The sequence below is a fragment of the Burkholderia sp. Leaf177 genome, assembly GCF_001424345.1.
Taxonomy (GTDB): Bacteria; Pseudomonadota; Gammaproteobacteria; order Burkholderiales; family Burkholderiaceae; genus Caballeronia.
Window position 1 is genome coordinate 22,977 of the sequence record NZ_LMPF01000020.1, and the last position, 16,855, is coordinate 39,831.

17 protein-coding genes are annotated in these 16,855 nt (G+C 60.3%); 12 read left to right on the plus strand and 5 right to left on the minus strand.

Going from position 1 to position 16,855, the window contains the following annotated elements; all coding sequences use genetic code 11:
* Window positions 1-24: 24 nt before the first annotated feature.
* The 3 genes from ASG35_RS13675 to ASG35_RS13685 are packed head-to-tail and all read right to left on the minus strand — an operon-like array spanning window position 25 to window position 3,254.
* Entirely contained in the window at window positions 25-639 is a 615-nt protein-coding gene (locus ASG35_RS13675; RefSeq protein WP_056357905.1) for a LysE family translocator, read from the minus strand.
* 17 nt (window positions 640-656) lie between these two features.
* Window positions 657-1,232, minus strand: coding sequence for an adenine phosphoribosyltransferase (locus tag ASG35_RS13680; RefSeq protein ID WP_056357908.1), 576 nt, complete (start codon window positions 1,230-1,232; stop codon window positions 657-659).
* An 18-nt stretch (window positions 1,233-1,250) separates the two neighbouring features.
* Complete coding sequence (locus tag ASG35_RS13685) at window positions 1,251-3,254, minus strand: monovalent cation:proton antiporter family protein (protein WP_056358808.1); 2,004 nt, start codon at window positions 3,252-3,254, stop codon at window positions 1,251-1,253.
* A gap of 178 nt (window positions 3,255-3,432) precedes the next feature.
* Between ASG35_RS13685 and kdsD the strand changes: the two genes are divergently transcribed.
* The 11 genes from kdsD to ASG35_RS13740 all read left to right on the plus strand — a co-directional run bounded on the left by kdsD (window position 3,433) and on the right by ASG35_RS13740 (window position 12,980).
* Window positions 3,433-4,416, plus strand: a complete 984-nt coding sequence (gene kdsD / locus ASG35_RS13690; protein ID WP_056357911.1) for an arabinose 5-phosphate isomerase KdsD — start codon at window positions 3,433-3,435, stop codon at window positions 4,414-4,416.
* Complete coding sequence (locus ASG35_RS13695; protein WP_056357914.1) at window positions 4,416-4,979, plus strand: KdsC family phosphatase; 564 nt, start codon at window positions 4,416-4,418, stop codon at window positions 4,977-4,979. Before kdsD ends, ASG35_RS13695 begins: the two co-directional genes overlap by 1 nt.
* A gap of 5 nt (window positions 4,980-4,984) precedes the next feature.
* Window positions 4,985-5,581, plus strand: coding sequence for an LPS export ABC transporter periplasmic protein LptC (lptC, locus tag ASG35_RS13700; RefSeq protein WP_056357917.1), 597 nt, complete (start codon window positions 4,985-4,987; stop codon window positions 5,579-5,581).
* A gap of 48 nt (window positions 5,582-5,629) precedes the next feature.
* Window positions 5,630-6,328, plus strand: coding sequence for a lipopolysaccharide transport periplasmic protein LptA (gene lptA, locus ASG35_RS13705; protein ID WP_056357920.1), 699 nt, complete (start codon window positions 5,630-5,632; stop codon window positions 6,326-6,328).
* An 11-nt stretch (window positions 6,329-6,339) separates the two neighbouring features.
* A complete protein-coding gene (lptB, locus tag ASG35_RS13710) occupies window positions 6,340-7,107 on the plus strand; it encodes an LPS export ABC transporter ATP-binding protein (RefSeq protein WP_200945735.1) in 768 nt (255 codons plus the stop codon).
* 175 nt (window positions 7,108-7,282) lie between these two features.
* The gene (locus ASG35_RS13715) at window positions 7,283-8,800 is read left to right on the plus strand and encodes an RNA polymerase factor sigma-54 (protein WP_056357926.1); all 1,518 of its coding nucleotides are present in this window, start codon (window positions 7,283-7,285) and stop codon (window positions 8,798-8,800) included.
* Between the two features lie 173 nt (window positions 8,801-8,973).
* On the plus strand, window positions 8,974-9,327 hold the full coding sequence (gene hpf, locus ASG35_RS13720; RefSeq protein ID WP_056357928.1) for a ribosome hibernation-promoting factor, HPF/YfiA family: 354 nt from the start codon (window positions 8,974-8,976) through the stop codon (window positions 9,325-9,327).
* Between the two features lie 433 nt (window positions 9,328-9,760).
* A complete protein-coding gene (gene ptsN / locus ASG35_RS13725; protein ID WP_056357931.1) occupies window positions 9,761-10,216 on the plus strand; it encodes a PTS IIA-like nitrogen regulatory protein PtsN in 456 nt (151 codons plus the stop codon).
* Between the two features lie 163 nt (window positions 10,217-10,379).
* Entirely contained in the window at window positions 10,380-11,348 is a 969-nt protein-coding gene (gene hprK / locus ASG35_RS13730; RefSeq protein ID WP_031357600.1) for an HPr(Ser) kinase/phosphatase, read from the plus strand.
* A 67-nt stretch (window positions 11,349-11,415) separates the two neighbouring features.
* Window positions 11,416-12,312 carry an RNase adapter RapZ gene (gene rapZ, locus ASG35_RS13735; RefSeq protein ID WP_056357933.1) on the plus strand — a complete coding sequence of 299 codons (897 nt, stop codon included), beginning with the start codon at window positions 11,416-11,418 and terminating at the stop codon, window positions 12,310-12,312.
* 35 nt (window positions 12,313-12,347) lie between these two features.
* A complete protein-coding gene (locus ASG35_RS13740) occupies window positions 12,348-12,980 on the plus strand; it encodes an LON peptidase substrate-binding domain-containing protein (RefSeq protein ID WP_056357936.1) in 633 nt (210 codons plus the stop codon).
* Window positions 12,981-12,991: 11 nt separating this feature from the next.
* Here ASG35_RS13740 and mutY read toward each other — a convergent pair whose 3' ends face one another.
* Together mutY and mutM are read right to left on the minus strand one after the other, a co-directional pair.
* Window positions 12,992-14,053: an A/G-specific adenine glycosylase gene (gene mutY / locus ASG35_RS13745; protein WP_056357939.1), complete on the minus strand. Its 1,062-nt coding sequence runs from the start codon at window positions 14,051-14,053 to the stop codon at window positions 12,992-12,994.
* A gap of 5 nt (window positions 14,054-14,058) precedes the next feature.
* The gene (gene mutM / locus ASG35_RS13750; RefSeq protein WP_056357941.1) at window positions 14,059-14,889 is read right to left on the minus strand and encodes a bifunctional DNA-formamidopyrimidine glycosylase/DNA-(apurinic or apyrimidinic site) lyase; all 831 of its coding nucleotides are present in this window, start codon (window positions 14,887-14,889) and stop codon (window positions 14,059-14,061) included.
* Between the two features lie 85 nt (window positions 14,890-14,974).
* Here mutM and ASG35_RS13755 point away from each other — a divergent pair, with 85 nt between their 5' ends.
* Window positions 14,975-16,846 carry a tetratricopeptide repeat protein gene (locus tag ASG35_RS13755; protein WP_056357944.1) on the plus strand — a complete coding sequence of 624 codons (1,872 nt, stop codon included), beginning with the start codon at window positions 14,975-14,977 and terminating at the stop codon, window positions 16,844-16,846.
* The last annotated feature ends 9 nt before the right edge of the window (window positions 16,847-16,855 follow it).

Below are 16,855 nucleotides of genomic sequence, written 5' to 3' on the forward strand. Positions count from 1 at the left end.
GGAGGCACTTGCACAGACCAATCCTTAATCCTTCAATGCCACCCGAATTCCCAGCCCAATAAACGTCGCGCCCGCCAGCCGGTCGAGCCACACGCCAACCTTCGGACGTCGCTTCAAATACGCGCCGATCATCCCCGCCGCCACGCCGAACACCGAGAACACCAGGACGGTCTGAAGCATGAACACGCCGCCGAGTTCGAACATCTGCAGCATGACGCTTTGCGTGCCATGCGGATTCACGAACTGCGGCAGGAACACGATAAAAAACAGCGTCACTTTCGGATTCAACAAATTCCCAATCACGCTCTGACGAAACACGGTCGTCAGCGGCTGGCTCGGCCGCTCGTGCGCGCTCGACAAACCCTTGCTCCGGATTGCCTTGATGCCGATCCAGATCAGATAAGCGGCGCCCGCCAGTTTCACGATCTCGAACGCCACTTGCGATGATTTCAACAACGCCGCCACGCCGAGCGCCGCCAGCGTCGTATGAAACGAAATGCCGGCCGCAAAACCGAGCGCGGCGACAAGTCCGGCCGCGCGTCCCTGCGATATCCCGCGCGCTAGAACTTGCAGGTTATCGGGGCCGGGCGCGGCCGTTATTGCTATCGATGCAGCCAGAAACAGAAGGAAATTCGGCATGGCTCAAAGTGCTCCAATCAATGACCGTCGAATTCGCAAACGGTGAATAACGGCAACCCGGATTCGCGCAGAATTTTCGATCCACCCAGCGCCGGCAAGTCGATGATCGCCGCGCCCTCCACCACGTCGGCGCCAAGTCGCTCCAGCAAGAGTTTGCCGGCCATCATCGTGCCGCCGGTCGCAATCAGGTCGTCCACAAGCACTACGCGCTCACCCGGCTTGCACGCGTCCTCGTGGATTTCGACCGTTGCGCTGCCGTATTCGAGCTCGTACGACTGCGACAACGTCTTGTAGGGCAGCTTGCCTTTTTTGCGGATTGGCACGAAACCGAGGCTCAGTTCGTAAGCGAGGATCGGCCCGATGATAAAACCACGCGCATCGAGCCCGGCGATCGTATCGATACCCGCATCTATATAGCGCTGCACCAGCAGATCGATCAGCGTGCGCAACGCGCGCCGGTCCTGAAGCACGGGCGTGATATCGCGAAACTGCACGCCGGGTTGCGGCCAGTCCGGAACCGTGCGGATTCGCTCGCGGATAAAACTAGTGGCATCGGATAACGGCGAAACCACCGGCGCTGCTGTTGAGGACATGATCTCTCCGGAAAAACGTCAGGCTACCGCGCCCGCGCGGCGCGTGCGCGACAGCCGTTCTTCGGCTCGCTGCAGCGCTTCAGGCAAGCCGCGCAGCACGACAATGTCGCTCGCGCGCAGCTTGGTTTCAGGATCGGGCTCCACGCCACGAATCCCGTGACGGCGAATCGCCGTGACTTCCACGCCGTCGTCCACGAGCCCGAGTTCGTCGAGCGTGCGGCCTACGGCGTCGGCGTTTTCATCGACGGGAACCGATTGTAGCCGCACCTGCTCGCGGCGTTCTTCGTCGTCGGAATCGTCCGCGCCGTGAAAATATCCGCGCAGCAGGCTGTAACGCTCGTCACGCATTTCTTCCACACGACGCACCACGCGCCGCATCGGCACGCCCATCAGCACGAGCGTGTGCGAGGCCAGCATCAGGCTGCCTTCCACGATTTCCGGAATCACTTCCGTGGCGCCCGACGCAATCAGCTTCTCGAGATCGGCGTCATCGACGGTACGCACGATGGTCGGCAACGTCGGCTCCAATTCGTGAATGCTGTGCAGCACGCGCAACGCGGACGGCGTGTTGGCGAACGTAATGGCCACCGTCGCCGCACGATGCAAACCGGCCGCGACCAGTGCCTCGCGCCGCCCGGCATCGCCATAAACGACGCTTTCGCCCGCCGCCGCAGCAGCCGCCACGCGATCAGGATCCAGGTCGAGCGCCACGTAGGACAAACCTTCGTGCTCGAGCATCCGCGCCAGGTTCTGCCCGGCGCGGCCGTAGCCGCAGATGATCACGTGACCGCTCTGCTTGATGCTGTGCGTCGCGATACGCGTCATCTGCAACGATTGCCTCAACCATTCCGTCGATGAAAGCCGCAGCACGATCCGGTCGGCGTTCTGGATGATGAACGGCGCGGCGAGCATGGAAAGCAGCATGGACGAAAGAATGGCTTGCAGCAGCACGGGCTCGACGAGATGTTTATCGAGAATCAGGTTCAGCAGCACGAAACCGAATTCGCCGGCTTGCGCGAGGTTCAGGCCGGTGCGCATGGCGACGCCGGGCGGCGAGCCGAAAAGCCGCGCGAGGCCGGTGATCATCGCGGCCTTGAGCAGAATCGGCACTATAAAAAACGTGGCAACAAGGAACGGATGTTCCCAGATCACGCGCGGATTCAATAGCATTCCGGTGGTCACGAAAAAGAGACCGAGCAAGACGTCGCGAAACGGCTTGATGTCCTCTTCCACCTGATGCCGATACGGCGTCTCGGCAATCAGCATTCCGGCAATGAAAGCGCCGAGGGCGAGCGATAAGCCGAATTTATCGGTGATGAACGCGGCGCCCAGCGTCACCAGCAACAGGTTCAGCATGAAAAGTTCTTGCGACCGGCGCCGCGCGACAATATTGAACCAGCGCGTCATGAACTTCTGGCCGATGAACAACAACACCGTCAACGCCACCACGATTTTCACGGCAGCGATGGCGAGCCAGAACGCCAGTTGCTTCGAATTCCCGTTACCGAATGCCGCAATGATGATCAGCAGCGGCACCACGGCCAGATCCTGAAACAGCAGTACACCGAAGATATTGCGGCCATGTTCGGATTCGAGTTCGAGCCGCTCGGCGAGCATTTTCGAAACGATCGCGGTGGATGACATGGATAACGCGCCGCCGAGCGCAATGCTCGCTTCCCACGACATATCCATCCAGAAATTCGCGATCCAGCCGAACAGAAGCGCAAGCAGGATCGTTCCGCCGACCTGGCTTGCGCCAAGTCCGAACACAATCCTGCGCATCGATCTCAATTTGGATAACGAAAACTCGAGTCCGATAGAAAACATCAGGAACACGACGCCGAATTCGGCGAGATGCTGCGCACGTTCGCTGTCCGGTGCAATGCCCGCGGCATGCGGCCCGACAATAATCCCCACCGCCAGATACCCGAGCATGGGCGGCAGGTTGAAAAAGCGGAACACGACGACGCCGACCACTGAACACAGCAGTAACAACAACGTCATTTCAAGCGGAGAAGTCATCCGTCGGGAATCCTCGTTGGTCGTTGGATTGCGGATCGGTTTTTCCAGGCGCCGGATGCTTGACGGCGCGACTGGAAGCCCGACCTGCGTGGGCGGATGAGCGCGCAAATGGCGACGGGCAAAAGCCCGGCGGCCGCCGTCCGGCGCGGCATAAAGGTGCCTTTGATATACTCCGCGCATGATAGCGAAAATCAATGGCGACCGGGCACTTGCGCTGGCTCGCACCGTGCTCGAAATTGAAGCCGACGCTGTTCGAGGCCTGTCCGCTCAACTCGATGACAACTTCACCGGCGCCGTCGAATTCCTGCTCGGATGCAAGGGCCGCGTGGTGGTATCGGGCATCGGGAAATCCGGGCACATAGCCCGCAAATTCGCGGCTACGCTCGCGAGCACCGGCACGCCTGGTTTCTTCGTTCATCCGGCGGAAGCCAGCCACGGCGATCTTGGCATGGTAACCGCTGACGATGTGTTTATCGCGTTATCGAATTCAGGCGAAACTTCTGAACTCGTCGCCATCCTTCCGATCATCAAGCGCCTCGGCGCCAAGCTGATCGCCATCACCGGCAGCCCCGAATCCAGCCTCGCAAAACTCGCCGACGTGCATCTGAATGCTCACGTCGACAAGGAAGCGTGCCCGATGAACCTCTCGCCCACGGCCAGCACGACCGCGGTTCTCGCGTTGAGCGACGCGCTCGCGGTCGCGGTGCTCGACGCACGCGGCTTCGGGCCGGAAGACTTCGCGCGTTCGCATCCGGGCGGCGCGCTTGGCCGGCGCCTGCTGACATATGTACGCGACGTGATGCGCACAGGCGAGGAAGTGCCGGTCGTGCCGCTCGCCGCCACCGTGTCCGACGCCCTCTTCCAGATCACCGCGAAGCGCATGGGCATGACGGCGGTGGTCAACGAGAAGAATCACGTGGAAGGCATTTTCACTGACGGTGACCTGCGCCGCATTCTTCAGCGCGACGGCGATTTCCGCGCGTTGCCGCTCGCAGATGTCATGACCCGTAATCCGCAAACCATCGGTCCGGACCATCTCGCGGTGGAAGCGGTGGAACTGATGGAGCGTTACCGCATCAATCAGATGCTGGTCGTCGATGAAAACGCGATCCTGATCGGCGCCCTGAACATGCATGACCTCTTTTCCAAGAAGGTAATCTGATGTCGACCTTGTCTTTCACGCCGGACGTTGCTGCAACGGCAGACGCGCACGACCGCGCGAGCCGCGTGAAGCTGATGATTTTCGACATCGACGGCGTTTTCACCGACGGCAGCCTGTTCTTTACTGCCGCCGGCGACGCCATGAAGTCCTTCAATTCACTCGATGGCCACGGCGTGAAGATGCTGCAATCGGTTGGCGTGCAGACGGCGATCATCACCGGGCGCAACTCGGGAATCGTCGCGGCGCGCGCGGGTGAGCTCGGCATTACGCACCTGCACCAAGGCGTCGCCGATAAAACCATCGCGCTGGCCGAGTTGCTGCAAAGCACCGGCATTTCGGCAATGGAATGCGGCTATATGGGCGACGACTGGCCCGATCTCGCGGTCATGCGCCTGTGTGGTTTCGCAGCGGCGCCCGCCAACGCGCACGAGGAAGTGCTGCGACGCGTGCACTTCGCGGCATCGAAACGAGGCGGTGCAGGCGCGGTGCGCGAAGTCTGCGACGCAATTCTGCGCGCGCAGGATCGCTATGACGGTCTGCTTGCAACCGCGATTGGAGCCTGATTCTCATGGCGCGCCCGACCAAACTGACATCACTTTTGCCGCTCGTCGCGATGGCGGCGCTGGCCGGCGTCACTTACTGGCTGCTGCAAGCCACGCTGCCGCCCGCGCAAACGCCGGAGCGCCCGAAGGAACACGCGGCCGACTATTTCGCGAACAACTTCTCGGTCTCCGAACTCGATACCACCGGCACGACGCAATACCGGCTGACGGCCGTATCCATGGTGCATTACGAGGACGACGAAAACAGCGACTTGGTCAAGCCGGCCATGCGCATGTTCCAGCCGCTCCGGCCGACCGTCACGGCGACTTCCGAGCGCGGGACGGTGAACGGCGATGTATCGATTGTCGATTTGTACGAAAACGCCCACCTGTTGCGCGTGGCCGGCTTCGGCGACCCGCAGATGACCGCGGATTCCGAGCACTTCCGGATCCTTGTGAACGACGATGTCATCGAAACAGAAAAGCCGGTTAAACTTCAGCGCGGTCCGTCGGTGATGACGGGCGACGGCATGAACTACAACAACGCGACCCGGGTCATGAAGCTCTTCGGGACGGTACGTGGCCAGATCGCCGCATCCACCCTGAACAACTCATCCAAATAAACCCGGCAGTTCCGACGAATTGCGCTTAATCCATTCAAGTGTGACTGCATGAACAAACCGTTTCTCCGACCCGAATCCGGCCGTCTGCGTGCAGCCCGCGCTGCATTTATACGCCGCGCCGCACGCCTCGTGCAATTCGGGATTGCGGCAGCCAGCGTGGCGTTGCCGCTGGCAGGTTTCGCCCCGGCCGCACATGCTGAACGCGCCGATAACGACAAGCCGCTGAACATTGAAGCGGACAACATGACGTATGACGACCTGAAGCAGGTCAACATCTTCACCGGGCACGTGGTCGCGACCAAAGGCACGATCATCATCAAGGCTGATCGCGTGGACGTGACGCAGGACCCGCAGGGTTATCAGTACGCAACGGGCACGTCGACAGGCAACAATCTCTCGTATTTCCGCCAGAAACGCGATGGCCTGGATGAATACATTGAAGGCAATGCCGTGCGGATCGACTACGACGGCAAGCAGGATCTCACCACGCTCACCACGCGCGCAGTCGTGCGCCGTCTGGCCGGGCTGACCAAGATTCAGGACGAAGTGCACGGCAGCGTGATCACGTACGACGGCCAGAAAGACTTTTACACGGCGAAAGCCGGCAAGGACGTTGCGGGTCCGGGCAACCCCACGGGTCGCGTTCGCGCCATGCTCGCGCCGCGCAACGGCGGTGCAGCACCGCTGACCGGCGGGCCCGCCAAGCTTACTCCGTCCAACACGTTGCAAGGATCGCCGCAACCGTGAACTCGCCCGCCATGCCTCATCGAAAGCCGGAAGGAACGAGCAGCTCGCTCACCGTCCGCAATCTGAAGAAACGCTACGGTTCACGCACGGTCGTTAAGGACGTGTCGCTCGACGTGAAAAGCGGCGAAGTGGTCGGGCTTCTCGGGCCAAACGGCGCGGGCAAGACCACTTCGTTCTACATGATCGTGGGTCTGGTTCCGCTCGATGCAGGCGAGATCGAACTCGATGGCACGTCCATCAGCCTGTTGCCGATCCACCAGCGCGCGCGCCTCGGGCTGTCTTATCTGCCGCAGGAAGCATCGGTTTTCCGCAAGCTTACCGTCGAGCAGAACATCCGCGCCGTGCTCGAACTGCAGACCGGCGAAAACGACAAGCCGCTGTCCAAGCAGGCAATCACGGACCGCGCGGAAGCCTTGCTCGATGAACTCCAGATCGCGCATCTGCGTGAAAATCCGGCGCTGTCCTTGTCCGGCGGCGAACGGCGCCGTGTGGAAATTGCCCGCGCGCTGGCTACGAACCCGGCGTTCATCCTCCTGGACGAACCGTTTGCCGGCGTCGATCCCATTGCCGTGCTGGAAATCCAGAAGATCGTGAAGTTCCTGAAACAACGGAACATCGGCGTGCTCATCACGGACCACAACGTGCGCGAGACACTCGGCATTTGCGATCACGCGTACATCATCAGCGACGGCAGCGTGCTCGCAGCCGGCGCGCCGAGCGAAATCATCGAAAACGAGAGTGTTCGGCGCGTGTATCTCGGCGAACATTTCCGCATGTAACAGCGTGAACTTCGTGCCCGCAGTGCTGCAGAGCCCGCTGTGGGCGGCAATGCGCGGCTTTGGAGCAGCGCCAGCAATTCTTACGTGCCGCCCGCGGGCGGCACGCTTGTTTTTGGCCGATCCCCGCGAGGTTTCGCGCCCGTGGCAAACTCTCTACAATGATTAAAACCTTGCCATGAAAGCCAGCCTCCAACTACGCCTATCGCAGCATCTTGCGCTCACTCCACAACTGCAGCAGTCCATCCGGCTGCTGCAGTTGTCGACGCTCGAATTGCAGCAGGAAGTCGCGATGGCTGTCGCGCAGAATCCGTTGCTCGAAAACGAGGACGACTGGACCACCAGTCCGCTGCGCGTGGCGGCAGATGGATCGCTGATCACCACGGGCGCTTCGGTGAACGCGCCCGAGCCCATGATGAGCAACGGCACGTCGTCGAGCAGCAGCACGACCGAGCGCTCGGAAAACGGCGAGCCTCAAGGTGTCGACGAATACAACGGCATGAGTTCGTCGGACAACGGTCCGGATTCCAGTTCGTGGAATCTGGAGGATTACGGCCGCTCGAACAGCGGTTCCGACGACGACGACCTGCCTCCGCTTCAAATCCACGAATCGACTACCACGCTGCGCGATCACCTGATGTCGCAGTTGCGCATGACGAAAGCGAATCAGCGCGATCGCGCGCTGATCACGTTCCTGATCGAATCCCTCGATGAAGATGGTTATCTCACTTCCTCGCTCGACGAAGTGAAAGCCGATTTACCTGACGAACTCGAGGTCGATCTCGACGAATTGAGCGCCGCGCTCGCGCTGCTGCAGAGTTTCGATCCGCCGGGTGTGGGCGGCCGTTCCGCGTCGGAATGCCTCAAGCTGCAGCTTTTGCGGCTGGACTCATCGCCTGTCAGGACGCTGGCGCTCGATATCGTCATGCATCATCTGGAGTTGCTCGCCGCGCGCGACTTCACGCGCCTGCGCAAGCAGCTCAAAGCCTCCGATGACGCATTGCGGGACGCGCATCTGCTGATTCGCTCGCTCGAACCGTTTCCGGGCGCGGCGTTCGGAAAAAGTGAAGCCGATTACGTGGTTCCGGACATTCTCGTGCGCAAGATGTCCAGCGGATGGACGGCAGAATTGAATCCGGAAATTGTGCCGCGGCTTCGCATCAATCACCTTTACGCAAATATCTTGCGCAACAATCGCGGCGATCCGGGCAGCGGTTCGCTACGACAGCAACTGCAGGAAGCACGCTGGTTAATTAAAAATATTCAACAAAGATTCGAGACGATTCTTCGTGTGGCGCAGGCAATTGTGGAGCGTCAGAAGAACTTTTTCGCGCACGGTGAAATTGCAATGCGGCCCTTGGTTTTGAGGGAGATTGCTGATACGCTGGGTTTACACGAATCCACTGTCTCACGTGTGACAACCGGCAAGTACATGCTGACCCCGTTCGGGACGCTTGAATTCAAGTACTTCTTCGGATCGCACGTTTCTACCGACACGGGTGGCGCGGCATCGTCAACGGCGATCCGGGCCCTCATCAAGCAACTGATAGGAGCTGAAGACTCAAAATCTCCTCTTTCAGACAGCCGCATCGCCGAATTGCTGGCGGAACAAGGGTTTGTGGTGGCGCGCCGTACGGTGGCGAAATATCGCGAAGCCCTGAAAATTCCGGCAGTGAACCTGCGAAAGTCTCTGTAGCCCGCTGCATGTTGCGGCGGGCCTTTACCGGCCGCGTCGCAAACACGCGAACGAGCCGGACGATACGTTTCCCGATCCGTTTCAGCCGTCGAACCAATGGCCAACCGCGGGCGTAGCGACCGGTTTTCAGCAGCGTAAGAGCGACCAGGCGGCCATTAGCTTGGAGAGCAACTATGAATCTGCAGATCAGTGGACACCATCTCGAATTGACGCCTGCGTTGCGAGAATATGTGATCACCAAACTGGATAGAGTGCTTCGGCACTTCGATCAGGTGATCGACGGCAGTGTGGTCCTCTCGGTCGACAATCATAGGGAAAAGGACAAGCGGCAAAAGGTTGAAATCAACCTGCATCTGAAAGGCAAGGACATCTTCATCGAAAGTTGTGACGTTGATATGTACGCGGCGATCGATCTGATGGTCGACAAGCTGGATAGACAAGTCCTTCGTCATAAGGACAAGATCCAGGGTCATGCACATGCAACAATGAAGTACGAACCGCAGGAAAGCGAAGCACCGGCGCCGTAACTGCCGAGTAGCGTTTTTAGAGGTCTGCATCAAAAGCTTGGACGGCGCATCAGTTGAACCGATTTTTCTGATGCGCCGGGTTCGGAGAATCAGCACCGGACCAGCTTGACCGGTAGCAGCCGCCTGACAGCAGGCGGCTTTTTTGTCTCCGGTGGATTGATACGTCGGTGCGCGAGAAGCAAATGTGGACTGTTGCGTTCGTGGCACCAAACGTTGGCGCCGTATTGCGCGCCGCACCATCGAAAGAGACGCTGTTCTATAATGGTCCGGGTAATACCGGGGTTGTTAAATCGGAATGAAACGTAGCGGAGAGCAGCCGAACTTCGGTCTTCCGCGCATTCCTAACCAAAATCGCCGTGCGCGCTCAGTGCTTGTTCGAGCTTCTGAAGTCGCCACCGTGAGGAGAATTCAGGCCACGCATCTGCCTGCCAACATGAATCGTTTAGCCAAATTTCTTCCCCTCGAAAATGTCGTACTCGGACTGTCCGTCACCAGCAAGAAACGTGTATTCGAGCAAGCGGGCCTGATCTTCGAGAATCAGAACGGCATTGGCCGAAGCACCGTCACCGACAATCTCTTCGCGCGCGAGCGCCTCGGCTCGACCGGTCTGGGCGAAGGTGTCGCCATTCCCCACGGACGCATCAAGGGCCTGAAGCATCCGCTCGCCGCATTCGTGCGTCTGGCTGAGCCGATCGCTTTCGAGTCGCCGGATGGCCAGCCGGTTTCGCTGCTGATCTTCCTCCTCGTTCCTGAGCAGGCTACGCAGCAACACCTTGAAATCCTGTCCGAGATCGCCCAGTTATTGTCCGACCGGGACACGCGAGAACGTCTGAATACCGAAGAAAACCGTGAGGCGCTGCATCAGCTTCTTACGCAATGGCAACCCTGAGTTCGTCGAAACTGCTCGAATCCACGCACATGGCGCGAGCAAGCCTCTCGCGCCGGCGGTCCTTCTAGCGCACAATCAGTCCTATTGAGCGGAGCATTGAACGAGCCAACCCCGGCCCATTCAGCTGCCCAGCGCTCGCGGCCCCTCACGGAGTTCCGGCCTCATGGATACGTCCAGCATCAATGCCCAGAGTATTTTCGACGACAACGCGGCCGCGCTGAAACTCAGCTGGCTGACAGGTCACGAAGGCTGGGAACGCGGTTTCTCGACAGAGACGGTCGCCAATGCAACATCGAGTGCCGATCTGGTCGGCCACTTGAACCTGATTCACCCCAACCGTATCCAGGTGCTCGGCGACGCCGAAATCACCTACTACCAGCGTCAGTCCGACGAAGACCGCTCGCGCAACATGGCCGAGCTGATCGCACTCGAACCGCCTTTCCTGGTGGTCGCGGGCGAAGTCGGCGCGCCGCCCGAACTGGTTTTGCGCTGCACGCGTTCGTCCACGCCGCTCTTCACCACACGCATGTCCGCAGCCGCGGTAATCGACAGTTTGCGGCTTTACATGTCGCGCATCCTCGCGCCGCGCGCAACGCTGCACGGCGTATTTCTCGATATTCTCGGTATGGGCGTGCTGCTCACCGGCGACTCGGGCCTTGGCAAAAGCGAACTCGGGCTGGAGCTGATCAGCCGCGGTCACGGTCTTGTCGCGGACGACGCAGTAGACTTCGTGCGCCTCGGTCCGGACTTTGTCGAAGGACGATGCCCGCCGCTGCTGCAGAATTTGCTCGAAGTGCGCGGCCTCGGCCTCCTGGACATCAAAACCATCTTTGGTGAAACCGCAGTTCGGCGGAAAATGAAGCTCAAGCTGATCGTTCAGCTCGTGCGTCGGCCGGACGGCGAATTCCAGCGGCTGCCACTGGAAAGCCAGGCGGTCGATGTACTCGGCTTGCCAATCAGCAAGGTCACCATCCAGGTGGCTGCCGGCCGAAACCTCGCCGTGCTGGTCGAAGCGGCTGTGCGCAATACGATCCTGCAACTGCGCGGTATCGATACCTTGCGGGACTTCATGGATCGTCAGCGCCTCGCCATGCAGGATCCGGAGAGCCAGTTCCCCGGCAAGCTGATCTGATCGGTGGACTAACGAGCCGGTGACGTCTGGACCCGAACTATTCGCCCAATCTGACGAGTCCTCATTCATGCGCATCATCCTGATTACCGGCATTTCCGGCTCTGGCAAATCCGTCGCCCTGAACGCGCTCGAAGACGCCGGCTACTATTGCGTCGACAACTTGCCGCCGCGTTTCCTGCCCGAACTCGCGACTTATCTCGAGTCGAAAGGTCAGGCGCGCCTCGCGGTCGCCATCGACGCACGTTCCAGCCGATCGCTCGACGAAGTTCCGGCCATCATCAACGGCCTCACGCAGTCCTTCGATGTCCGCGTGCTGTTCCTCAACGCAAGCACGCAGTCGCTGATCCAGCGTTTTTCGGAAACACGCCGTCGTCATCCTCTGTCCGGTTCACCCACGCACGACGCCGATGTCGGCCTGCACACATCGCTTGGCGAAGCGATCGAACGGGAACGGGAACTGGTGTCGGGGCTTGCGGAATTCGGCCATCAGATCGACACGAGCAATCTGCGCGCGAACGTCCTGCGCGCGTGGGTCAAGAGTTTTGTCGAGCAGGAAACGGCCGGCCTGACGCTGATGTTCGAATCGTTCGGATTCAAGCGCGGCGTGCCGCTCGACGCCGATTTCGTCTTCGATGTCCGCACGCTTCCGAATCCCTATTACGACCGCGAGTTGCGGCCGCTGACGGGCCTCGACCAGCCGGTGATCGATTTTCTTTCCGCTCAGCCGATGGTTCATCAGATGATCGACGACGTCGGCACGTTCATTGCGAAATGGTTGCCGCAGTTTCGCGAAGATAACCGCAGTTACCTCACGGTCGCGATTGGCTGCACCGGCGGTCAGCACCGCTCGGTGTTCATCGCCCAGACGCTCGCCGCGCGTTTTGGCGAAAGCGCCAACGTAATCGTGCGGCATCGCGACGCACCCATCGCCATCGATGGACACGTCGCGCCCTTGCAAACCTGATCGCCTTCGGACGGTCTTTTTAGAAGAAGCGCGCGATGTCCACCAATCCCCTTCTCGCCGACCTGCCGCTGTTTCCCTTGCACACCGTGCTGTTTCCCGGTGGCCATCTTCCCCTGAAAATCTTCGAAGCGCGCTATCTCGACATGGCGCGCGCGTGTCTGCGCGAGGGCACACCGTTTGGCGTGTGCCTGCTGAAAAGCGGTAACGAGATTGCTTCGCCGGGAGATCCGTCGGTGCCGGAAGCCATTGGTTGTCTTGCCGAAATCACGCAATGCGACGTGGACACGTTCGGCATGCTGCTGATCCAGGCACGCGGCACGACGCGCTTCCGGCTGCTCTCGCATCGAGTGGAACCGAGCAATTTGCTGGTTGGCGTGGCGGAAACAATCGGCGACGACGCGCCGCTGGAAAATGCCGAAGCGATAGCCAAGTTCGGCGCGTGCGCGGAGGTGCTGGAGCGGATCATCGATGCAATCAAGGCGCGGGAACCCAAGGATCTGCCTTTCACCGAGCCCTTTCTGCTCGACGATCCAACGTGGGTATCGAACCGTTTGTCCGAGATTTTGCCGATCCCCATGCGCGCCCGGCAAAAGCTGATGGAACTGGAAGATGCAGCGGCGCGTATCGATGTCGTGCATCACTACATGCAGCAGCATCAGCTTCTGTAATTCAACTCAGTTCAGATCAGCGAGCCTTGCAGTGCGTCCAGGAGTTTGCGGACCGGCGCAGGAACGCCATACGCGTCGATATTCGATAACGGCGCCCACACCGTGCGGTTATCGGCGAGTTCGGGCGCCGCGTCCGCGCGCCCGAGACGCGGCTCGATATCCAGCTTGAAATGCGTGAACGTATGCGTGAACGGGCTCAGGCGCTGAAGCTTGTCCGTTCCGCCGCCGAGACTATGCGCGACAGCGGCCAGAGCGTCTTCATCGGCGGCTTCAGGCAAGCTCCATAAACCGCCCCAGATTCCCGTCGGCGGGCGTTTTTCCAGCAGAACCGTATCGCCGTCCTGCAATACCAGCATCCACGTCTTGCGCGTTGGCACCGTTTTTTTCGGCCGAGCCGTTGGCAATTCCTTTTGCCGATGCGTGACGTTCGCCACGCAATCCGGCGCGAACGGGCAGCGCGGGCAATCCGGCTTGCCACGCACGCAAAGCGTTGCGCCCAGATCCATCAAACCTTGCGTGTAGGCCGTGACGTCGTCCTTGTGCGCGGCGTCGGGCAGAAGCGATTCGGCGAGCGTCCACATCGCGTTTTCCACTTTCTTCTCGCCCGGGAAACCTTCCACGCCGAACACACGCGCCAGGACGCGCTTCACGTTGCCATCGAGAATCGTCGCGCGCGCGCCATATGCAAAGGACGCAATCGCCGCCGCCGTCGATCGGCCGATGCCTGGCAATTCCGCGAGTTCATCGACACCGCGAGGAAACGCGCCGCCATGCTCGGTCGCGACGACATCGGCGCATCGATGCAGATTTCGCGCGCGCGAGTAGTAGCCGAGGCCGGCCCACAGCGCCATGACGTCATCGACGGGCGCGGCGGCGAGCGCGTTGACATCGGGGAAACGTTCGAGAAACCGTGCGTAATACGGAATCACCGTCGACACTTGCGTCTGCTGCAGCATGATCTCGGACAGCCAGATCCGATAAGCATCGCGCGTGTTTTGCCACGGCAGGTCGTGACGTCCGTGAACGCGTTGCCACGCGATCAGGCGCGCGGAGAAGTCGGTGAGCTGGAGCATGTGGGCTAGCGCTGGCAGCGCGGGCAAAAGTACGTGGATCGCTGGCCTTGCACGATGTGTTTGATGGCCGTTCCGCAAACGTGGCATGGCAGGCCGGCGCGATCATAGACGAAATAATCGAGCTGGAAATAACCCGACTCGCCGTTGCTGCCAACGAAATCACGCAGCGTGCTGCCGCCCTTTTCGATAGCCGCCGCGAGCGTCGTGCGTACGGCGTCGGCGAGAAGATCGTAGCGAACGAGGGAAACGCGACCGGCGGCGGTTGTCGGCCGGATTCCCGCACGAAACAGGCTTTCCGATGCATAGATGTTGCCGACGCCAACGACCATCGTTCCGGCGAGCAGCGCTTGTTTCACCGACACCTTGCGCCCGCGCGTCAGCCGGTACATCAGTGCGCCGGAAAACCCGGCAGTGAACGGCTCCACGCCCAAACCGGCGAGCAGCGGATGATCGAGAACATCGCCGTCCTCGCGCGAATGCCAGAGCACGGCGCCAAAACGCCGCGGATCGCGGAAGCGCAAAATGAAGTCGTCGAAGATCAAATCGATATGATCATGCTTTGCAGCATCGGGAGGACGCGGAACGTTACGCAAAACACGCAATGTTCCTGTCATGCCGAGATGCACGATCAGCCAACCGTCAGAGGTTTCGAACAACAAGTACTTGCCGCGCCGCTCGACCTTGTCGATTTTCAGCGCTTTCATCGTCTTTGAAAGATGCGCGGGAATGGGCCACCGGAGCGCGGGCGTGCGGATATCGACACGCTCGACACGGCGGCCGGCAACGAACGGTTCAATACCGCGTCGGGTTACTTCGACTTCCGGCAGCTCTGGCATGTTTTACTGGTCTGCAACTTGCTGTGGGACGTGCGCGTATTGTAGCGAGCGCGTTACAATCGACTGAAACATTGATCGGATTTCCATGAACTTGTCCTTCGTTAAGCTGTTTTCGAAGCAACGTGCAGCGGCCGCTGAAACGATTGCGGCACGCGGTAAGCCGGTCTCGCCGAGCAAGCTCGCGGCGGCTGTGGCGCTTGCCGTGGCAGCGTTCGCACTCGGCTCCTCCGCCTACGCCCAGAGCCCGGCGCAACTTCCTTCTCCGGACGACAATCAGGCTTCAATCAACGCAGCAGACCTGATCACCGCGCCACCTACGGGCAAGGAAACGCAGGACCTGCCCAACATTGCAGCGTCCAGCCAGATCGTGTTCCAGGTGCTCGCGGCCGAAGTCGCGTTGCAGCGTAATCAGGCCGCGCCTGCTTACCAGACATATCTCGCGCTTGCTCGTGACACGCATGATCCACGGTTCGCCCAGCGCGCCACCGAGATTGCGATTGCCGCACAAAGTCCCAACGACGCGCTGACGGCCGTTCAGCTTTGGCAGCAGTTCTCGCCGAACTCGGAACGCGCGGCGCAGTTGAGCGCATCGTTGTTGATCTTGTCCGGCAAGCCCGACGACGCCGAGCCGATTCTTGCTGGCGAACTCGCAAAGATCCCGGCCGAGCAGCGTGGCGACGCGATCATTTCGCTGCAGGTTTTGATCTCGCGCGGGCCGAACCGCGTGGGCGGTTTGAATGTGTTGAAGGACCTGGTCAAGAACGACATGGACCGGCCCGAAACGCAGTTGGCGCTCGCCCGCCAGCAACTCGCCGCCGACGATCAGCCGGGCGCGAAGGCATCGCTTGAAAAGGCGCTGCAGCTCAAGCCCGACTACTTGCCCGCAGCGTTGACGCTCGCGCGCATGGGACCGGCCGAGCGCAACGAAGGCATCGCTTCGTTCGAAAAGTACCTCGACAAGAATCCGAAATCGCATGACGCACGGCTTGCGCTGGCGCAACTGTATTTATCGGCGGATCGGCTCGATGACGCCCAGAAGCAGTTCGAAGTCATGCGCAAGAACGACGCGAAGGATCTGACGCCGCTGATGGCGCTCGCGTTGATCAACATTCAGAAGAAGCAGCCGGACAAGGCTAAGGACTATCTGACTCAGTACGCAAAGGCGGCTGAGGCCACACCGGGCGCTGATCCGGGTCAGGCGTACATCTATCTCGCGCAACTTTCGCTCGAGCAAAAGGACGATGTCGCCGCGAACCAGTATCTCGACAAGATCACGCGCTCGAGCCAGCAGTATTTGCCGGCGCAAGTCACGCGCGCGCAGATTCTGGCGAACCACGGCAAGGTCGATGAAGCTCGCCAGTTGCTCGGCAGCCTGCAGACATCGGATCCGCGGGACCTTGCCTTGCTCGCCCGGACCGATGCGTCGTTGTTGTTCCAGGCGCAGCGTTATCCGGAAGCGGAGACGGCTTTGTCGAAGGCGTCGGCAGCTTTCCCCGAAGATCCTGATCTCACTTACGACTACGCCATGGCCGCCGAGAAAAACGGGCATTACGAGGTCATGGAAACGCAGCTTCGCAAGCTGATGAAGACGCAGCCGGACAATCCGCAAGCGTACAACGCGCTTGGCTATTCACTCGTCGATCGCAACGAGCGGCTGGATGAAGCGGTGAAGCTGATTGAGAAGGCGGTATCGCTGGCGCCGAATGATGCGTTCATCATGGACAGCCTTGGCTGGGCGAAATATCGGCAGGGCAACGACGCTGAAGCGGCCAGCATCCTGAAGAAAGCCTACGATTTGCAGCCGAATGCTGAAATTGGCGCGCATCTTGGCGAAGTGCAGTGGAAGTCGGGGCAACAGGACCAGGCGCGCAGCACGTGGCGCCAGGCGCAAAAGCTTGAACCCGGCAACGACACACTCGTCAAAACGCTCAAACGATTCCAGGTGAACGACCTTTGAACTTGAATG